We start from the raw sequence: 14,575 nt of genomic DNA, 5'->3' as shown, positions 1-14,575 counted from the left end.
TCCGTTGTTGTTCGTTATGTCGTTGTCGGGCGACGCATTAGCTGAAAGGGGCGATGCGCAGCATACCGTTGTCGAGAAATGCCTGCACAGGCTTGCCCCGGACCGACGGGTCCATCTCCTCGGCCGTGCAATACCAGCCATCGACCGAGAGAAGCTCGGCCTCGTTCCTGCGGCAGAAGACACGCGCCGCCGTGTTCCCTTGAGCGCCTGCCGAAGCGCGGCCGCGCAGCGTGCCATAGACATGGATCGAGCCGGTGGCGACGATCTCGGATCCGGACGCGACCGAGCCCAGCACGATGACATCGCCGTGCGGATGGAAGATCAGCTGGCCCGAACGGATCGGCGAGCGGATCATCAACGTGCCGGCGTCGGGTGCTGCAATTTTGGCGTCTCTCGGCTGTGCCCTGGCATCGCTCGCCGGTTTCAAATCGCCCGCCTTCAAATCGCCGGCCTCTGTCTTGATGTCACCGGCCGCCTTCGTATCGCCTGCCGGCGTGGCGTCCTCCGCCCTGCCCGCCTTGCGGCTCGGCTGCAGCAGACCGTCGGTGGTCGCCTCCTTGGCGCCGACCAGCACCGGCGGCAGATGCGCGCCAAGCTCGGCGCCGCCGTCGAGCTCGATGGCATAGATGCGAATGCCGCGCTGGCCGAGCAGATCGACCAGCGCTTCGATGGCGACGACATCAGGCTTCAGCACGTTCAGATCGAGCACCACCGGGCGCCCGGCAAAATAGCCCGGCGAATTGCCGACCCAGCGATCGAGGCTCTCCAGCCACACATCCAAAGGCGCCTCCGGCGTCAGCGTGAAAGCGACGAAGGAGCGGGCGCGAAAGCGAATGGATTTGGCCTCGAGGGGAGCGGCAAAGGTCACGGCGGGCGATTCCTTACTGAGAGGTAAACGCTAGCGGTGGTATGGTTAATGAAAGGTTAACGGGAGGGGGACGGGAGCTAGCGCTTCAATCCGAGGATTCATCGCAAATTTCGAGTTCTCGCCATGGTCGTTCCCCAAACATGGTAATCGGCAAACAATTTATTAGCCTTAACACTTCTCTAACCGAGTAAAGACATTATGTGTTCTCTTTATGTTCTGGGAGAATATAATATGGCTAGCACCACATCCATTGAATGGACAGATGCGACGTGGAACCCCGTTACAGGCTGTACGAAGATTAGCGCCGGTTGTGACAACTGTTACGCGGAACGCTTCTCGGAGCGCTTCCGAGGCGTTTCCGGGCATCCTTTCGAGCTGGGTTTCGATCTCATTCTGCGACCGGAAAGAATGCTCCAGCCTCTCTCATGGAAACAATCGAAGATGATCTTCGTCAACTCTATGAGCGACCTTTTTCACAAAGGAATTCCTCTGGAGTTCGTAGACGGCGTCTTCGACACCATGGAACAAGCAGACTGGCATACGTTTCAGGTTCTCACGAAGCGTAGTTCCCGGATGCGCGACTACGTGAATAAGCGTTACGGCGCGGATGCTGCACCGCCGCACGTATGGCTAGGTACCTCGGTCGAGGATGGCAGCCGGAAATCTCGTATCCGGCATATGCAGCAGATGAATGCCTCGATCCGATTCCTGTCGGTCGAGCCACTGATTGGGCCTATGGGCACAATCAATCTCGAAGGAATCGATTGGGTCATTGTAGGCGGCGAAAGCGGCCCGAAAGCGCGACCTCTGAATCCAGAGTGGGTGAGGGAAGTACGCGACCAATGTAATGATGCTGGAGTCGCATTCTTCTTCAAACAATGGGGCGGGAGCAGGCCTAAAAGCGGTGGGCGGATACTGGACGGAGAAGAGTGGAACCAATTACCTATTGCGAACTCGATTCGGGAAGGGATTTCCGCAGCAGCTGAATAGCACGCCACGAGGACTTGGATGGACAATACATACTTCCTTAGGGAGCAGACAGCAGCCAAGCATTTCATCCTCCGCCATTATCTTCAGGAGCTCTCCCTGATCACTTTACAGGGGGCGTTCTCGACGCTGACTTATGTTGACGGTTTTTCTGGCCCTTGGATGTCGCGCAAGGCAGATTTCTCTGACACTTCATTCATGATCGCTATAGGCGTCCTGAAGAAAATACGGATTCAGCTTAGGGCTCGGGGCTTGCGCCCGACGATCAAGTGCTTCTTCGTCGAGAAGGATGAAGCTGCATTCACCCAGTTGCAGTCGGCTGTTACCATACATCACGATGAAGCGGATAGCTTTTGCGTAGAGACTTTCAACGGGCGATTCGAGGAATCGATCCCGGCAATTATGAAGTTTGCTCAAGGCATGACGCTCACTTTCATCGATCCCACAGGCTGGACCGATTACGCATTCGATCGTATCGGCCCCCTGCTGGCGCGACCCGCAAGTGAGACACTCGTAAACTTCATGTATGACCACATCAGCCGTTTCACCTCATGGGACGACGAAACGATCACTGCGTCTTTTAACGGCATCCTTCGCCCGGGATGGCGCAATAGGATCGACCGCTCGCTACCTCCGGGAGAGGCAGCTGAACGCCTGTTTCGGAAGGAGTTCAAAGAAGCGGGCGCCTTCGAGAGGGTAGTCTCTACGCCGATTAAAAAATTGTCTGATCGCACCCATTTCTGCATCACCTACGGGACGCGCCACCCGAAGGGTTTGGAGATCTATCGAGGTATTGAACACCGGGCGTTGCGAGATCACGAGTTTCGACGACTTGAGAGCCGTCTGGCCAAAATCGAGGCTACTGGCCAGAGTTTGCTCTTCAAAGCGGGTGATTTGAATCCTTCCAATGCGGTCGACATCCAGTGCGCAGTAGAGCAGGAAGCCGCGACAGCATGGCTAGAGAAACGACTGAGGGGATCGGAGGTTGACGAGCTATTTGAGGATATGTGGCCAGATATGCTTGAGCTTTTCATGTTGCGGAAGACAGACGCAAAGGACATCTGCGTTGAGCTAGCTAAGCGTGCAATCATTAGGCCTACTTGGAAAGACAGGGGGAATAGGATCAGGAAGCCTGACGACACCGATCCGATCAGGCTTTGCATTCCAGCTCCCGAAATTGCAAGCTCTTAGTAAGTCTACTCACTTGGCCGTCATCCAAACCTTGCGCACTCCGAAACGCGCTCCTTCGACATCGATGCTGACAAGGGTCTTTCGGAGGCGCATTCCTTCATCCCAAAACCAATCGGCAATAAGGTCCGTCTTAAAGGGTAGTGCAACATCAAGCACCCGCTTCAGCTTGTCTTCCCAAACTCCATCTTTTGTGAGGCGTGTTGAGATTTCAGACAGCATCCCGGCCGCCAGGTCAGGTATTGCGCAAAGATCCTCATATTCTCTGTCGCTCGGGTCTTGGCCGGTAGTGTTCAGGCGGAAAACACCCATGGGATGAGAGAAATAGAGAGATGACATTCGCGCAGCTGCCTGTAGAGCATCGTCATGCCGCGCGTCATTGGCAACGAACTCATCCTCGTCAGTAATCCATGTGACATTCCCATGCGGGCGCGACCAGATCGACAGCAGGATGGACGCAAAATGCACTTTTCGCATCATCGCTTCGAATGACCGCGGATTCCAGGATGCCTTCAGGCCGAGCGCTTTTTGAATGTCGTCCATCGACCCAGGAACCGTGGACAGCCACTTTTTCTTCTTATCGACGGCGATGGCGACGAGATGACCGTCGACTTCGGAAGCAGCCGCCAAGAATGGTACCAGCGCCTCCTGACGTCGCGGATCATCAAGGCGTTTATAGGACATCGTTCGATTGTCCTTGAGCGCGGTGCGGCGAATAGAGCTGATACTCGAAAGCCGTTCGAAATCAACGCGCCGGACTACCAGATAGCAGTAGATTTGATGCGTGGATCGGGGGTGATCGCCTCCATAGTCGGATGCAATCAAGAGCCGATCAGATTTCCTTTGACGTGGTTCCCCCATGCTGACAAATTTTTGAATAGAGTAGCCCCAACCCCAGAGGCGCCGTGTCTGGATATTCTTGATCGTGAAAAGCCGCCAATCATCATGGGTTGTCATTGTGGAACCATGGCTTGCCTCGAGCTATCCGGCAGCGGGGAATCGCATCAGTAGCAGCCGCATCAATCAATACTATGATGGCTGTAGCGCCTCTGGACTCTAAGTGATGGTCTTGTGCTCGGGCTTCAATGCATGGAAAGGTGCTGGGCTGAAGAGATGTCGTTTCTATCGGATACCTAGGACCACAATTGCCGTACCAGCAGGTCAGCGCGTGCAGCTAAAGATGCCTAACGCTTAGTGCGTCGCCCCATTTGTCATTCAGATACTCGCAAACGAGGCGCCGATGACAGTGATGTGGAGTAGCCTCGGAACAAAGTAAGCAGGCACCCGCCAGCATCTCTGGCTTTAGACGTTGCTCGATTTTTCGCTCCGCCATTAAATGCAAGAAACGCTCTTGATATACGCTCCAATCACCCTTCTCCTTTTTGTAGGCCTTTAGAATATTATCGGTTGGAGCAAGCAAAGGTTGATGGACATATTGAATTCCACCTATTTTCTTTAAAAAATATGCCAAATCATCGGCTTTGGCGAAAGCTGCAAGCTGTGAAGTGTTGTGCAAACGGACATCAACAACTCGCTTTACCCCCGCTTTTAAAAGACGCTCAAAAAAATTCTCGGCGTTCGATTTTGTAAAACCAATCGTAGAAACGCTGACCTTTTCCAAAACCTACTCCGCAGCCATGTGACCTGAGGTGTTATTTTGCGGTTCTGAGTACGCTACTTTTAGAGCCCGATCCCGATAAGCCGCCGCCAGTCGATCTTCACGCGAAACGAATAGATCTTCATCTTGCTTGCCTTCTAAATTCAAAAGCTTTTCCTCGATATCTTTCTGATCAAGGATTTTTCCGTTTGATAAGATATGTCTAATTGCCAGGCCACGCTCGGAAAGAACCCGACCCACCAGCAGACAGCGATGGCAATCCAGAGGATCATGCTCGGAACACATCAGCGCAATGCGATATTTCTGGGCACCCTCAAGCACACGCTGAATCCCACGCTTGAAGTCCGAGGACTTCGCCATGCGTTCATAGTTTGCCACACCCTCGCAGTAGAACTGTTTACCTGTCGGCCGACCACCAAGCTCCTTACCCAAGAAGGAGTAGGCGACGCCATCTAGCGGGAGCTCGTTCTTGAGTTGGGGCTGACTGAACTGAGGAGAGCGGCGTGAAAAAGGCGACGTACGGACATCAGCGATTGCGGTTACGCCAGCTTGCCGAAGCAGCGACAAGAAAGCCTCATAGCTAAGGTTCGAATGGCCGATTGTAAAAATTTCGCAGGCTGCCTTCATTTTATCGTCCTACGGGTAGGGCCCGCTTAGTTCAGGGAAGAACCGCCGCTATCAGTTTGTAGGCGTACCCTTGCCACGGCTCTCCCAAACTAATGGAAAGAGTGGCAGCGCCAAGGTCGAAAGTTCCATCCTTGCCCGCCAGATATCGCCTTTCCACAACTGAGTCGGTTATGCTCAGTAGATATTGCGCTCCGTTGAACGTGAAAAGGCCTCGCACCCTTCGTTTGCCATTCCCAAATTCGGCGCCTTCCACCCCTATATGCACCTGTAAATCATCTACCGGTATCAGACAAAGTGAATACCCGAGCTGATTCGCCTGAGCTTCGGACACCCTATCATGCTGGCCATTGTAGCTGGACGACTGGTTGTCCCAAAGAGGGCCGTTAACATGATCGATTGCAGCTGCCACCTCATCCGCAGTCGCGGTACGAATTCTCTTCCAATAATAACCGTCATCTATGACGTGGTTTTCAACCTGGAACTCATGCGGGTTTGGCCGCTTCATAGGAATTGATATTACGTCAAGCAGTTTCGGGTCGGCACCGTCCTCGAAGCGTCGGTCTGCCTCAGACAGTTCTCCGTTCTCTCTCTCGCTCACAGGGCGGACCCACCCACCCACACCTTGCTCATTAACCTCTTTTCCAGCAACACATCTCCCGGAAATCTTTCTTGAATTCGCTAGGCATATTATCACCTTCCGATATGCAACCGGCATTCCCCCACTCCCTTACTTCTTCTCGTTTGATCTCCCCATGTGATACTCTATCCGTAAGTTACGTTCTTTAATCAAGTCATTTCTCTTGGAATATTATCCATCTTCCACAAACCTGCCTGAAACACTCCTTTCAATATCGGTTGTCGCCAATACGATGATTTTGCCTTCGCCGTTGTCATATTTTAAGAGAGCGAACTGTACACGCTTCTCCGCTGCTTGCCGGTCTGTTCGTCCTTCTTCCTCGAATAGAGGCCGGTATTTTTCGTCTTTTAGTTTGCTGGGCCATCTCATTCTCAGAATTTCCGCCTGACCTTCAGCCCCCTCGCCGCCTGCTCAACCGCCGCCCTGTCCGCGCCCAGCCTGTCGATCAGCTCCTGTGCCTCGTCGCCCGATATGCCGGTGCGCACGGCGAGTTCCTCGACGGTCAGGACGTCGGTGCTGGCGATCTCGCGCGGCAGGGCGTCGTCGGCGGTCAGCGGCAGGGCTGCTTCGCGGTCGATTTCGGCCTCGGCCCGGTGCCAGTGGTGCTCGGGGTCGCCAGTGCCTTCGCGCTCCCAGATCTGGTAGGCGCGCTGCTGTATCTTGTGATGGCGGTCGTCTTCCATGGTGGTTCCTCCCCTGGGCTTTGAGGACGATCCGAACGATCCCAGAAATCGCGCGGTCGCAATCGTTCGCGGCGCCCTTCGCGCTGGCTATTCGCATTGCCGTCTCGGCCCGCCGGAATATGGCTGGTAGCTGTTGTCTTCCGGACGGTAGGAGCGATAGCGGCTGAAGCAGGAGGCGACATGGTCCGGTTCGCCGCCGGCAGCCGCGTAGGCGCCCGCGCCCTCGACATAGCTTGCCTCTCGCGGCGCGACGCGGTCGGCGGCGAGATAGGGCGATACGCAGGTGCGCTGCTGTCCACTGTATGACATGTAACTGTTGTCGTCGGGATCGTAGGAGCGGTATCGGCTGGCGCACCAGGCGAGATGCGGCGGCGGCAGTTCGGTCCGCGCGATGGCGCCGGTGACGGTGGGATCGGGCTGCTGCCTGGCCGGGTCCTGGGCTGGCTCCTTGGCGGCGATGTCGGAAGGCGCGGACTGCTCGGGCGGCACACGTTCGAAGTCCTGCGCCGTCTTGTCCACCGGCCGCGCTTTCCGGGTCCACAGTTCCGCCACGCTGACGGTCGGCCTTGCCTCCCGCGCTGGCTTGGCGGCAAGCAGCCAGGCTGCGAAAACCAGCCCGCTGCCGAACACCGCAAGGGTCAGCACGAAGCCGCCGACCAGTCCCAAAATCGCTTTCACTCGACACTCCTTGTGTCCCTGCCAATAAAATGCGGGACATCACGGCTTGTTCCAGAAAAGCAGGCGCGAGGGACCTAAGTCTGACCGACCCACAACCGGCAGCTCGCCGAGAACCGGGTGCGGCGCGATTTCTTTCGACGGTGAAAATCAAGGGAGCGGTCGAGCCATTGGGCCAGATCACGTCCCGGCTATTCCGCCGCCTCGGCATAATCCACGGGCACATAGTTGAGGATCGGCCCAAGCCAGCGCTCGGCATCGGCCAGCGGCATGGCTTTGCGGCGGGCATAGTCCTCGACCTGGTCGCGCTCGACTTTGGCGACGCCGAAATAATAGCTTTCGGGATGGGCGAGATAGATGCCGGACACAGACGAGCCCGGCCACATCGCATAGCTCTCGGTCAGGCCGACGCCGGCATTGCGCTCGCCGTCGAGCAGCCGGAACAAGGTCGCCTTCTCGGTATGATCGGGCTGCGCGGGATAGCCGGGCGCGGGGCGGATGCCGCGATAAGGCTCGCCGATCAGTTCGTCGGGCGCCAGCTTCTCGTCTGATGCATAGCCCCAGAATTCCTTGCGCACCTTCTCGTGCATGCGCTCGGCAAAAGCTTCGGCGAAACGATCGGCCAGCGCCTTGACCATGATCGAGGAATAATCGTCATTGGCGCGCTCGAAGCGCTCGGCGATCGCCACCTCCTCGATCCCCGCGGTGACGATGAAGCCGCCGATATAGTCCGGCTTGCCGCTGTCGGCCGGTGCGACGAAATCCGACAGCGCGACATTGGCCTTGCTGTCGCGCTTGATCAGCTGCTGGCGCAGCGTGAAGAAAGTGGCAAGCTCCTGCGAGCGCGCCTCATCCGTGAACAGCCTGATGTCGTCGCCGACGGCGTTCGCCGGCCAGAAGCCGATGACGCCGCGCGGCGCGAACCATTTTTCCGCGATGATTTTTGTCAGCATCGCCTGCGCATCCTCGAAAAGCTGGCGTGCCGCCGGTCCCTGCTTCTCGTCGTCGAGGATCTTGGGGTAACGCCCTTTCAACTCCCAGGTCTGGAAGAACGGCGTCCAGTCGATGTAGCGCGAGAGCTCAGTCAGGTCCCAGTTCTCGAACACTTTCACGCCGGTGAAGGACGGCTTCGGCGGTTCATAGGCGGACCAGTCCACCCTGTGCGCATTGGCCCTGGCCTTGGCCAGCGGCAGCCGCTGCTTGTCGGCCTCGGAGCGGGCATGCGCGTCAGCGACCTTTTTGTACTCGGCCCGCACTGTGTCGACGTAGCCGCCCTTGGTCTCCTTCGACAGCAAGGACGAGACGACGCCGACCGCCCGGCTGGCGTCATTGACATAGACCGTCTGTCCCCTGGAGTAGCGGGGATGGATCTTCACCGCCGTGTGCACGCGGCTGGTTGTCGCGCCGCCGATCAAAAGCGGAATGTCGAAGCCTTCGCGCTCCATCTCGGCGGCCATGTGCACCATCTCGTCCAGCGACGGGGTGATCAGGCCGGACAGGCCGATGATGTCGACATTTTGCTCGCGAGCCGTCTGCAGGATCTTCGCCGCCGGCACCATGACGCCGAGATCGATGATCTCGTAATTGTTGCACGCCAGAACGACGCCGACGATGTTCTTGCCGATGTCGTGGACATCGCCCTTCACCGTCGCCATCAGGATTTTGCCGGCCGTCTGGCGCTCGCCATTGTCGATCCCATTGGCGGCATTCGCCAGTTTTTCCGCCTCCATGTGCGGCAGCAATCCGGCCACCGCCTGCTTCATCACGCGCGCCGACTTCACCACTTGCGGCAGAAACATCTTTCCAGCGCCGAACAGATCGCCGACGACATTCATGCCGGCCATCAGCGGGCCTTCGATGACATGCAGAGGCCGCTCGGCCGCAAGCCGCGCCTCTTCGGTGTCGGCGTCGATGAATTCGGTGATGCCGTTGACCAGCGCATGCGAAATCCGCTGCTCGACTGTCCAGTCGCGCCAGGCGAGATCGCGCTCCCTGGCTTCCTTGCCGGCCGTGCCCTTGAAACGCTCGGCGATCTCCAGCATGCGTTCGGTGGCGGTGCCGCCGGCCCTGGGCGCGCGGTTGAGCACGACGTCCTCGCAAGCCTCGCGCAGTCCCGGTTCGATCGTGTCGTAGACGGCAAGCTGGCCGGCATTGACGATGCCCATATCCATGCCGCGCTGGATGGCATGGTAGAGGAACACCGCGTGCATCGCCTCGCGCACCGGCTCGTTGCCGCGGAAGGAGAAGGACAGGTTCGAGACGCCGCCCGAGATATGCACATGCGGCAGCGTGGCGGTGATCTCGCCGGCGGCCTCGATGAAGTCGACGCCGTAATTGTCGTGCTCCTCTATGCCGGTGGCGACCGCGAAGACATTGGGGTCGAAGACGATGTCTTCGGGCGGGAAACCGGCCTGTTCGGTGAGCAGATTGTAGGCGCGGGTGCAGATCTCGACCTTGCGCGCCTTGGTGTCGGCCTGACCGGCCTCGTCGAAGGCCATGACGACCACCGCCGCGCCGTAGGCGCGCACCAGCTTCGCATGATGCAGAAAGGCTTCCTCGCCTTCCTTCATCGAGATGGAGTTGACCAGTGGCTTGCCCTGCACGCATTTCAGCCCGGCCTCGATGATCTCCCATTTCGAGGAGTCGACCATCACCGGAACACGGGCGATGTCGGGTTCGGCGGCGATCAAATTGAGGAACTCGACCATCGCCTTTTTCGAATCGATCAGGCCTTCATCCATGTTGATGTCGATGATCTGTGCGCCATTGGCGACCTGGTCGCGCGCCACGTCGAGCGCCGGGACATAGTCGCCCGCCGTGATCAGCTTTCGGAACTTGGCCGAGCCGGTGACGTTGGTGCGCTCGCCGACATTGACGAAGGGAATCTCATCAGTCAGCGTGAACGGCTCCAGCCCGGACAGGCGCATCTTGCGCTCGATCTCGGGGATGGCGCGTGGCGGATATTTCTTGACAGCCTCGGCGATGGCGCGGATGTGGTCCGGCGTCGAGCCACAGCAGCCGCCGACGACGTTGACGAGCCCTTCCCGCGCAAAATCCTCGATCTGCGCGGCCATGAAGTCCGGGCTCTCGTCATAGCGGCCGAATTCATTGGGCAGGCCGGCATTCGGATAGGCGCAGACGAAGGTGTCGGCGACGCCCGATATTTCAGCCAGATGCGCGCGCATGGCGTTGGCGCCGAGCGCGCAGTTGAGGCCGATGGTGAAGGGGCTCGCATGGCGCACCGAATGCCAGAAGGCGGTCGGCGTCTGGCCCGACAGGGTGCGGCCGGAGAGATCGGTGATGGTGCCGGAAATCATCACCGGCAGCCGTACGCCCTTTTCGAGGAAAATCTCATTGCAGGCGAAGATCGCCGCCTTGGCGTTCAACGTGTCGAAGATAGTTTCGATCAGGATGATGTCGGCGCCACCGTCGACCAGTCCGCGCAACTGCTCGCCATAGGCCAGGCGCAGATCGTCGAAGGTCACGGCGCGATAGCCGGGATTGTTGACGTCGGGCGACATCGAGGCGGTGCGGTTGGTCGGCCCGAGCGCGCCGGCGACGAAGCGCCGCTTGCCGTCCTCCTGCTGTGCCCTCGCCGCTGCCCGACGCACCAGCCGCGCGCCGTCGCGGTTCAGCGCGTAGACGGCATCCTCCATGCCGTAATCCGCCTGGGCGATCGAGGTCGAGGAGAAGGTGTTGGTCTCGAGGATATCGGCGCCAGCGATGGCGTATTGATAATGGATCTCCTCGATCGCCTTCGGCTGCGTCAGGATCAAGAGGTCGTTGTTGCCCTGCTGGTGGCAGGCGCAGCCGGCGAATGCCTCGCCGCGAAAATGCTCCTCGTCGAAACCGAGACCCTGGATCTGCGTGCCCATGGCGCCGTCGAGGATGAGGATGCGCTCGCGTGCCGCTGCCGTCAGCGCCGCAAGCACTTCGGACCCATCGGGCTTTGCCGCGACGGGGCCGAACAATGCGTCCAGCGATGCAGAATTCTGCGACATTTTTTATCCTTGAGGCGACAACCATCACATAAGGATATCTTTATGTCAACATACGGAATGCAGGCGAACGCGTCGTGGCGAGAGTTTGGTGCGATGGTCATCCCGATCGACAATGTGACGGCGGCGGTCATCGTCGCCGCTGCGCCCTGCCTACACCACGACGTCCCGATACAGCCTCACCTCGCCGTCCTGGCCGCGGATGCGCCAATCCTGCCCGTCCCGTCCTTCGATATGACACGGCCCGAGCGGCACCTTGCCGCCGCCTTCCGGCAGGTCCAGCACATAGACGGGATTGCAGATGCCCGACAGGCGGGCGCGCAGCGCGCCGGCCAGCGCCTGTCCCTGCGCAATCGTGGTGCGCCTGTGCGCCATGCCGCGCGCGAGGTCGCCATGGTGCAGGTAATAGGGTTTGACGCCGAGCCGGTACATCAGTTCGCGGCAGAGTTCCTCCAGCACCTCGACCGTGTCGTTGACGCCCTTGAGCAGGACACTCTGGTTGAGCAGCACGAAGCCTGCCTGGCGCATGACGCGGCAGGCCAATTCGGTGGCCGGCGTGATCTCCCGCGCATGGTTGAAATGGGTGACGACGGTGACCATCAGCCGGCCCTGCAAGGCGCCAACCAGCCCCGGCGTGATGCGCGCGGGCAGCACGACAGGCACGCGTGTGTGGATACGCAGCAGCCTCACATGCGCGATCGTCTCGATACGGGCGCGGATTTCGGCCAGCGCCTTGTCCGGCAGCGAAAGCGGATCGCCGCCGGTCAGGATCACTTCGCGGATTTCGGTATGGCCTTCGATATAGGCAAAAGCCTCTTCGAGCGCTTCTCGCGTATAGCCGCGGCCGATCGAGGTCAGGGATTCCTTGCGGAAGCAGAAACGGCAATAGACCGCGCATTGGTAGGTCGCAAACAACAGCACCCGGTCGGCGTGGCGGTGCGTCAGTCGCGGCACCGGACTGAAGGCATGGTCGGCGATCGGATCGTCGAGCTCGCCTTCCGTTTCCGTCAGCTCATCCGGCGATGGAATGACCTGGGCGCGGATCGGATCGGCGGGATCGTTCCAGTCGATCAGGTCGAGATAGGTTTTGGGGGCACGCACCTTGTGGCGTACGGCCGCCTCCTGCGCCGCCGCGCGCTCGGCGGGTGACAGCGGCAGGGAGGCGAGATCGCGGACGTGGCGCACGCCCGCGCGGATGTCGTTTTGCCAGGCGGTGTCGGCATCGCGTCCTTCGTCGGCGATGGCCGCGTCATCGAAAGTTGAGTCTGGGGTCATTGGGGCCTCGGGGCAATTCTGGCGGTGCTATCGGCCGGATGGACGGTTCGGTCAACTCCAGTGGCTCAGCGCGGATTGTCGCTGCGCTGCGGTCCTTCGCATCCCCCGACTATCGCCGTAATCGACCAGCGCAGCAATTTCAGGCAATCTCACCGATAAGGCGCTCCAAGGGGAGATGGGCGCCGCCTAGGGAGGATCGCCATGAGCAAAATGCCGCGCTATGAGGATGCCGTTCAGCGCTTTCGCATCGAAGATGAGATCGCGCGGTTGTATGGCAACCCTGGAACCGGCATCAATGCCTATGTCGAATGCTGCGGCCGCTACACCGGAGAAGACCGGCTGGCGCTGCGCGCGATCTCGGCCGGCGGCGAGCTTCGCGAATTCAGCTTCGACGATCTCGCCGACATGTCGGGGCGCGCCGCCAATGTGCTCAAGGCCGCCGGCGTCGGTGCCGGCGATGTCGTCGCCGGCATGCTGCCGCGCGTCCCCGAACTGGTGGCGCTGATCCTCGGGACGTGGCGCATCGGCGCGGTCTACCAGCCGCTGTTCACCGCCTTCGGTCCGAAAGCCATCGAGCACCGCCTCGGCTATAGCGGCGCCAGGATCGTGGTGACCAACCCGGCCAATCGCGGTAAGCTCGACGAGGTCCAGAGATCAGCGCAAATCGCCACCATTCTTGGCAATGGCGATGTGCTGCCTGCAGGCGACATCGATTTCCGCGCCGCGCTTGGCACCGCGTCGCCCGACTGCCAGCCGGTGATGCGCAAGGGCGACGACTTGTTCATGATGATGTCGACGTCGGGAACGACCGGCCTGCCCAAGGGCGTGCCGGTGCCGCTTCGCGCCCTGCTCGCCTTCGGCGCCTATATGCGCGACGCGATCGGCTTGCTGCCCGACGACATCTTCTGGAACATCGCGGACCCCGGCTGGGCCTACGGCCTCTATTACGCCATCACCGGCCCGTTGCAGCTGGGCATCGCCACGACCTTCTATGAAGGCGCCTTCAACGCCAAGAGCACTTACGACATCATCGAGCGGCTCGGCGTCACCAGCCTTGCCGGCTCGCCGACCGCCTATCGCCTGCTGATGGCGGAAGGCGCGGAAGCTGCGGCCCGTGTCAAAGGCAGACTGCGCGTGGTGAGTAGCGCCGGCGAGCCGCTCAACCCGGAAGTCATCCGCTGGTTCGACGCAAATCTCGCCGCGCCCATTCACGACCATTACGGCCAGACCGAGAACGGCATGATGGTCAACAACCATCATGGGCTCTCGCATGTCGTGCGCGCGGGCTCGGCCGGCTTCGCAATGCCCGGATATCGCATGGTGGTATTGGACGAGGCCGGCAACGAGCTCGGCCCCAACCAGCCCGGCATCCTCGCCGTAGATATCGCGAAGTCGCCGCTGCGCTGGTTTGACGGCTATCACCAGGCGCAAACGCCGGCGATCACGGGCGGCTACTACCGCACCGGCGATACGGTGGAGTACGAGCCGGACGGTTCGGTCTCCTTCATCGGCCGCGCCGACGATGTCATCACTTCGGCCGGCTATCGCATCGGCCCGTTCGACGTCGAAAGCGCACTGATCGAGCATCCGGCGGTCAACGAGGCGGCCGTGGTCGGCGTGCCCGATCCGCAGCGCACCGAGATCGTCAAGGCCTTCGTCGTGCTGGCGCCGGCCTACAAGGGCAATTCGGAGCTCGCCGAAGAGCTTGCCCAGCACGTCAAGAAACGGCTGTCGGCGCACGCCTACCCGCGCGAGGTCGAGTTCATCACGGAACTGCCGAAGACCCCAAGCGGCAAGATCCAGCGCTTCCTGCTGAGGAAGGCGGAGGTGGAGAAGCGCAAGGCGTGATTAGGCGCCAATCTCCCCCCTCGAGGGGGAGATGTCGCCGAAGGCGACAGAGGGGGTCGTTGCGCGTGAAGCGCTAACGTCGTCTCGCGCTGCAAAATGGGTCAGCGGGTAACGCGCGGCGCCCCCCACAGGGCCGGCCGGCAAAAACCCCCCAACGGGCGCGGTAAGACG

General features: G+C 59.9%; 13 protein-coding genes. 3 read left to right on the top strand and 10 right to left on the bottom strand.

Features of this window, described 5'->3' with window-relative positions; all coding sequences use genetic code 11:
* Nucleotides 1-37 precede the first annotated feature (37 nt).
* Nucleotides 38-868 (bottom strand): septum site-determining protein MinC, encoded by an 831-nt coding sequence (minC, locus tag NKK50_RS25735; RefSeq protein WP_352544036.1) that lies wholly within the window; start codon nt 866-868, stop codon nt 38-40.
* A gap of 231 nt (nt 869-1,099) precedes the next feature.
* Between minC and NKK50_RS25730 the strand changes: the two genes are divergently transcribed.
* Nucleotides 1,100-1,858 carry a DUF5131 family protein gene (locus tag NKK50_RS25730; RefSeq protein ID WP_352544035.1) on the top strand — a complete coding sequence of 253 codons (759 nt, stop codon included), beginning with the start codon at nt 1,100-1,102 and terminating at the stop codon, nt 1,856-1,858.
* Between the two features lie 18 nt (nt 1,859-1,876).
* The gene (gene tcmP, locus NKK50_RS25725; RefSeq protein WP_352544034.1) at nt 1,877-3,046 is read left to right on the top strand and encodes a three-Cys-motif partner protein TcmP; all 1,170 of its coding nucleotides are present in this window, start codon (nt 1,877-1,879) and stop codon (nt 3,044-3,046) included.
* A gap of 9 nt (nt 3,047-3,055) precedes the next feature.
* Here tcmP and NKK50_RS25720 read toward each other — a convergent pair whose 3' ends face one another.
* The 9 genes from NKK50_RS25720 to NKK50_RS25680 all read right to left on the bottom strand — a co-directional run bounded on the left by NKK50_RS25720 (nt 3,056) and on the right by NKK50_RS25680 (nt 12,556).
* Nucleotides 3,056-4,000, bottom strand: coding sequence for a hypothetical protein (locus NKK50_RS25720; protein ID WP_352544033.1), 945 nt, complete (start codon nt 3,998-4,000; stop codon nt 3,056-3,058).
* Nucleotides 4,001-4,217: 217 nt separating this feature from the next.
* Complete coding sequence (locus NKK50_RS25715) at nt 4,218-4,664, bottom strand: DUF488 domain-containing protein (protein WP_352544032.1); 447 nt, start codon at nt 4,662-4,664, stop codon at nt 4,218-4,220.
* Nucleotides 4,665-4,667: 3 nt separating this feature from the next.
* Nucleotides 4,668-5,288 (bottom strand): DUF488 domain-containing protein, encoded by a 621-nt coding sequence (locus NKK50_RS25710; RefSeq protein WP_352544031.1) that lies wholly within the window; start codon nt 5,286-5,288, stop codon nt 4,668-4,670.
* A 31-nt stretch (nt 5,289-5,319) separates the two neighbouring features.
* Nucleotides 5,320-6,003: a dual OB domain-containing protein gene (locus NKK50_RS25705; protein ID WP_352544030.1), complete on the bottom strand. Its 684-nt coding sequence runs from the start codon at nt 6,001-6,003 to the stop codon at nt 5,320-5,322.
* 93 nt (nt 6,004-6,096) lie between these two features.
* Nucleotides 6,097-6,294 (bottom strand): hypothetical protein, encoded by a 198-nt coding sequence (locus NKK50_RS25700; protein ID WP_352544029.1) that lies wholly within the window; start codon nt 6,292-6,294, stop codon nt 6,097-6,099.
* A 2-nt stretch (nt 6,295-6,296) separates the two neighbouring features.
* Entirely contained in the window at nt 6,297-6,608 is a 312-nt protein-coding gene (locus tag NKK50_RS25695) for a DUF2934 domain-containing protein (RefSeq protein WP_352544028.1), read from the bottom strand.
* A gap of 87 nt (nt 6,609-6,695) precedes the next feature.
* Nucleotides 6,696-7,286 carry a BA14K family protein gene (locus tag NKK50_RS25690; RefSeq protein ID WP_352544027.1) on the bottom strand — a complete coding sequence of 197 codons (591 nt, stop codon included), beginning with the start codon at nt 7,284-7,286 and terminating at the stop codon, nt 6,696-6,698.
* Between the two features lie 188 nt (nt 7,287-7,474).
* On the bottom strand, nt 7,475-11,284 hold the full coding sequence (metH, locus tag NKK50_RS25685; protein WP_023743853.1) for a methionine synthase: 3,810 nt from the start codon (nt 11,282-11,284) through the stop codon (nt 7,475-7,477).
* A 150-nt stretch (nt 11,285-11,434) separates the two neighbouring features.
* Complete coding sequence (locus NKK50_RS25680) at nt 11,435-12,556, bottom strand: KamA family radical SAM protein (RefSeq protein ID WP_031204497.1); 1,122 nt, start codon at nt 12,554-12,556, stop codon at nt 11,435-11,437.
* A gap of 201 nt (nt 12,557-12,757) precedes the next feature.
* Between NKK50_RS25680 and NKK50_RS25675 the strand changes: the two genes are divergently transcribed.
* A complete protein-coding gene (locus NKK50_RS25675; protein ID WP_352544026.1) occupies nt 12,758-14,404 on the top strand; it encodes an acyl-CoA synthetase in 1,647 nt (548 codons plus the stop codon).
* Nucleotides 14,405-14,575: the final 171 nt, after the last annotated feature.

This window comes from Mesorhizobium sp. M0001 (assembly GCF_040324255.1).
Classification (GTDB): Bacteria; Pseudomonadota; Alphaproteobacteria; order Rhizobiales; family Rhizobiaceae; genus Mesorhizobium.
This window is presented reverse-complemented; position numbering and strand designations above follow the sequence as displayed.

What these genes read in the sequence shown, in the direction of transcription:
- NKK50_RS25730 (WP_352544035.1), top strand. Translation starts at nt 1,100, where the DNA reads ATGGCTAGCACCACATCCATTGAATGGACAGATGCGACGTGGAACCCC.
- tcmP (WP_352544034.1), top strand. Translation starts at nt 1,877, where the DNA reads ATGGACAATACATACTTCCTTAGGGAGCAGACAGCAGCCAAGCATTTC.
- NKK50_RS25720 (WP_352544033.1), bottom strand. Translation starts at nt 4,000, where the DNA reads ATGACAACCCATGATGATTGGCGGCTTTTCACGATCAAGAATATCCAG.
- NKK50_RS25710 (WP_352544031.1), bottom strand. Translation starts at nt 5,288, where the DNA reads ATGAAGGCAGCCTGCGAAATTTTTACAATCGGCCATTCGAACCTTAGC.
- NKK50_RS25705 (WP_352544030.1), bottom strand. Translation starts at nt 6,003, where the DNA reads ATGCCGGTTGCATATCGGAAGGTGATAATATGCCTAGCGAATTCAAGA.
- NKK50_RS25700 (WP_352544029.1), bottom strand. Translation starts at nt 6,294, where the DNA reads ATGAGATGGCCCAGCAAACTAAAAGACGAAAAATACCGGCCTCTATTC.
- NKK50_RS25695 (WP_352544028.1), bottom strand. Translation starts at nt 6,608, where the DNA reads ATGGAAGACGACCGCCATCACAAGATACAGCAGCGCGCCTACCAGATC.
- metH (WP_023743853.1), bottom strand. Translation starts at nt 11,284, where the DNA reads ATGTCGCAGAATTCTGCATCGCTGGACGCATTGTTCGGCCCCGTCGCG.
- NKK50_RS25680 (WP_031204497.1), bottom strand. Translation starts at nt 12,556, where the DNA reads ATGACCCCAGACTCAACTTTCGATGACGCGGCCATCGCCGACGAAGGA.
- NKK50_RS25675 (WP_352544026.1), top strand. Translation starts at nt 12,758, where the DNA reads ATGAGCAAAATGCCGCGCTATGAGGATGCCGTTCAGCGCTTTCGCATC.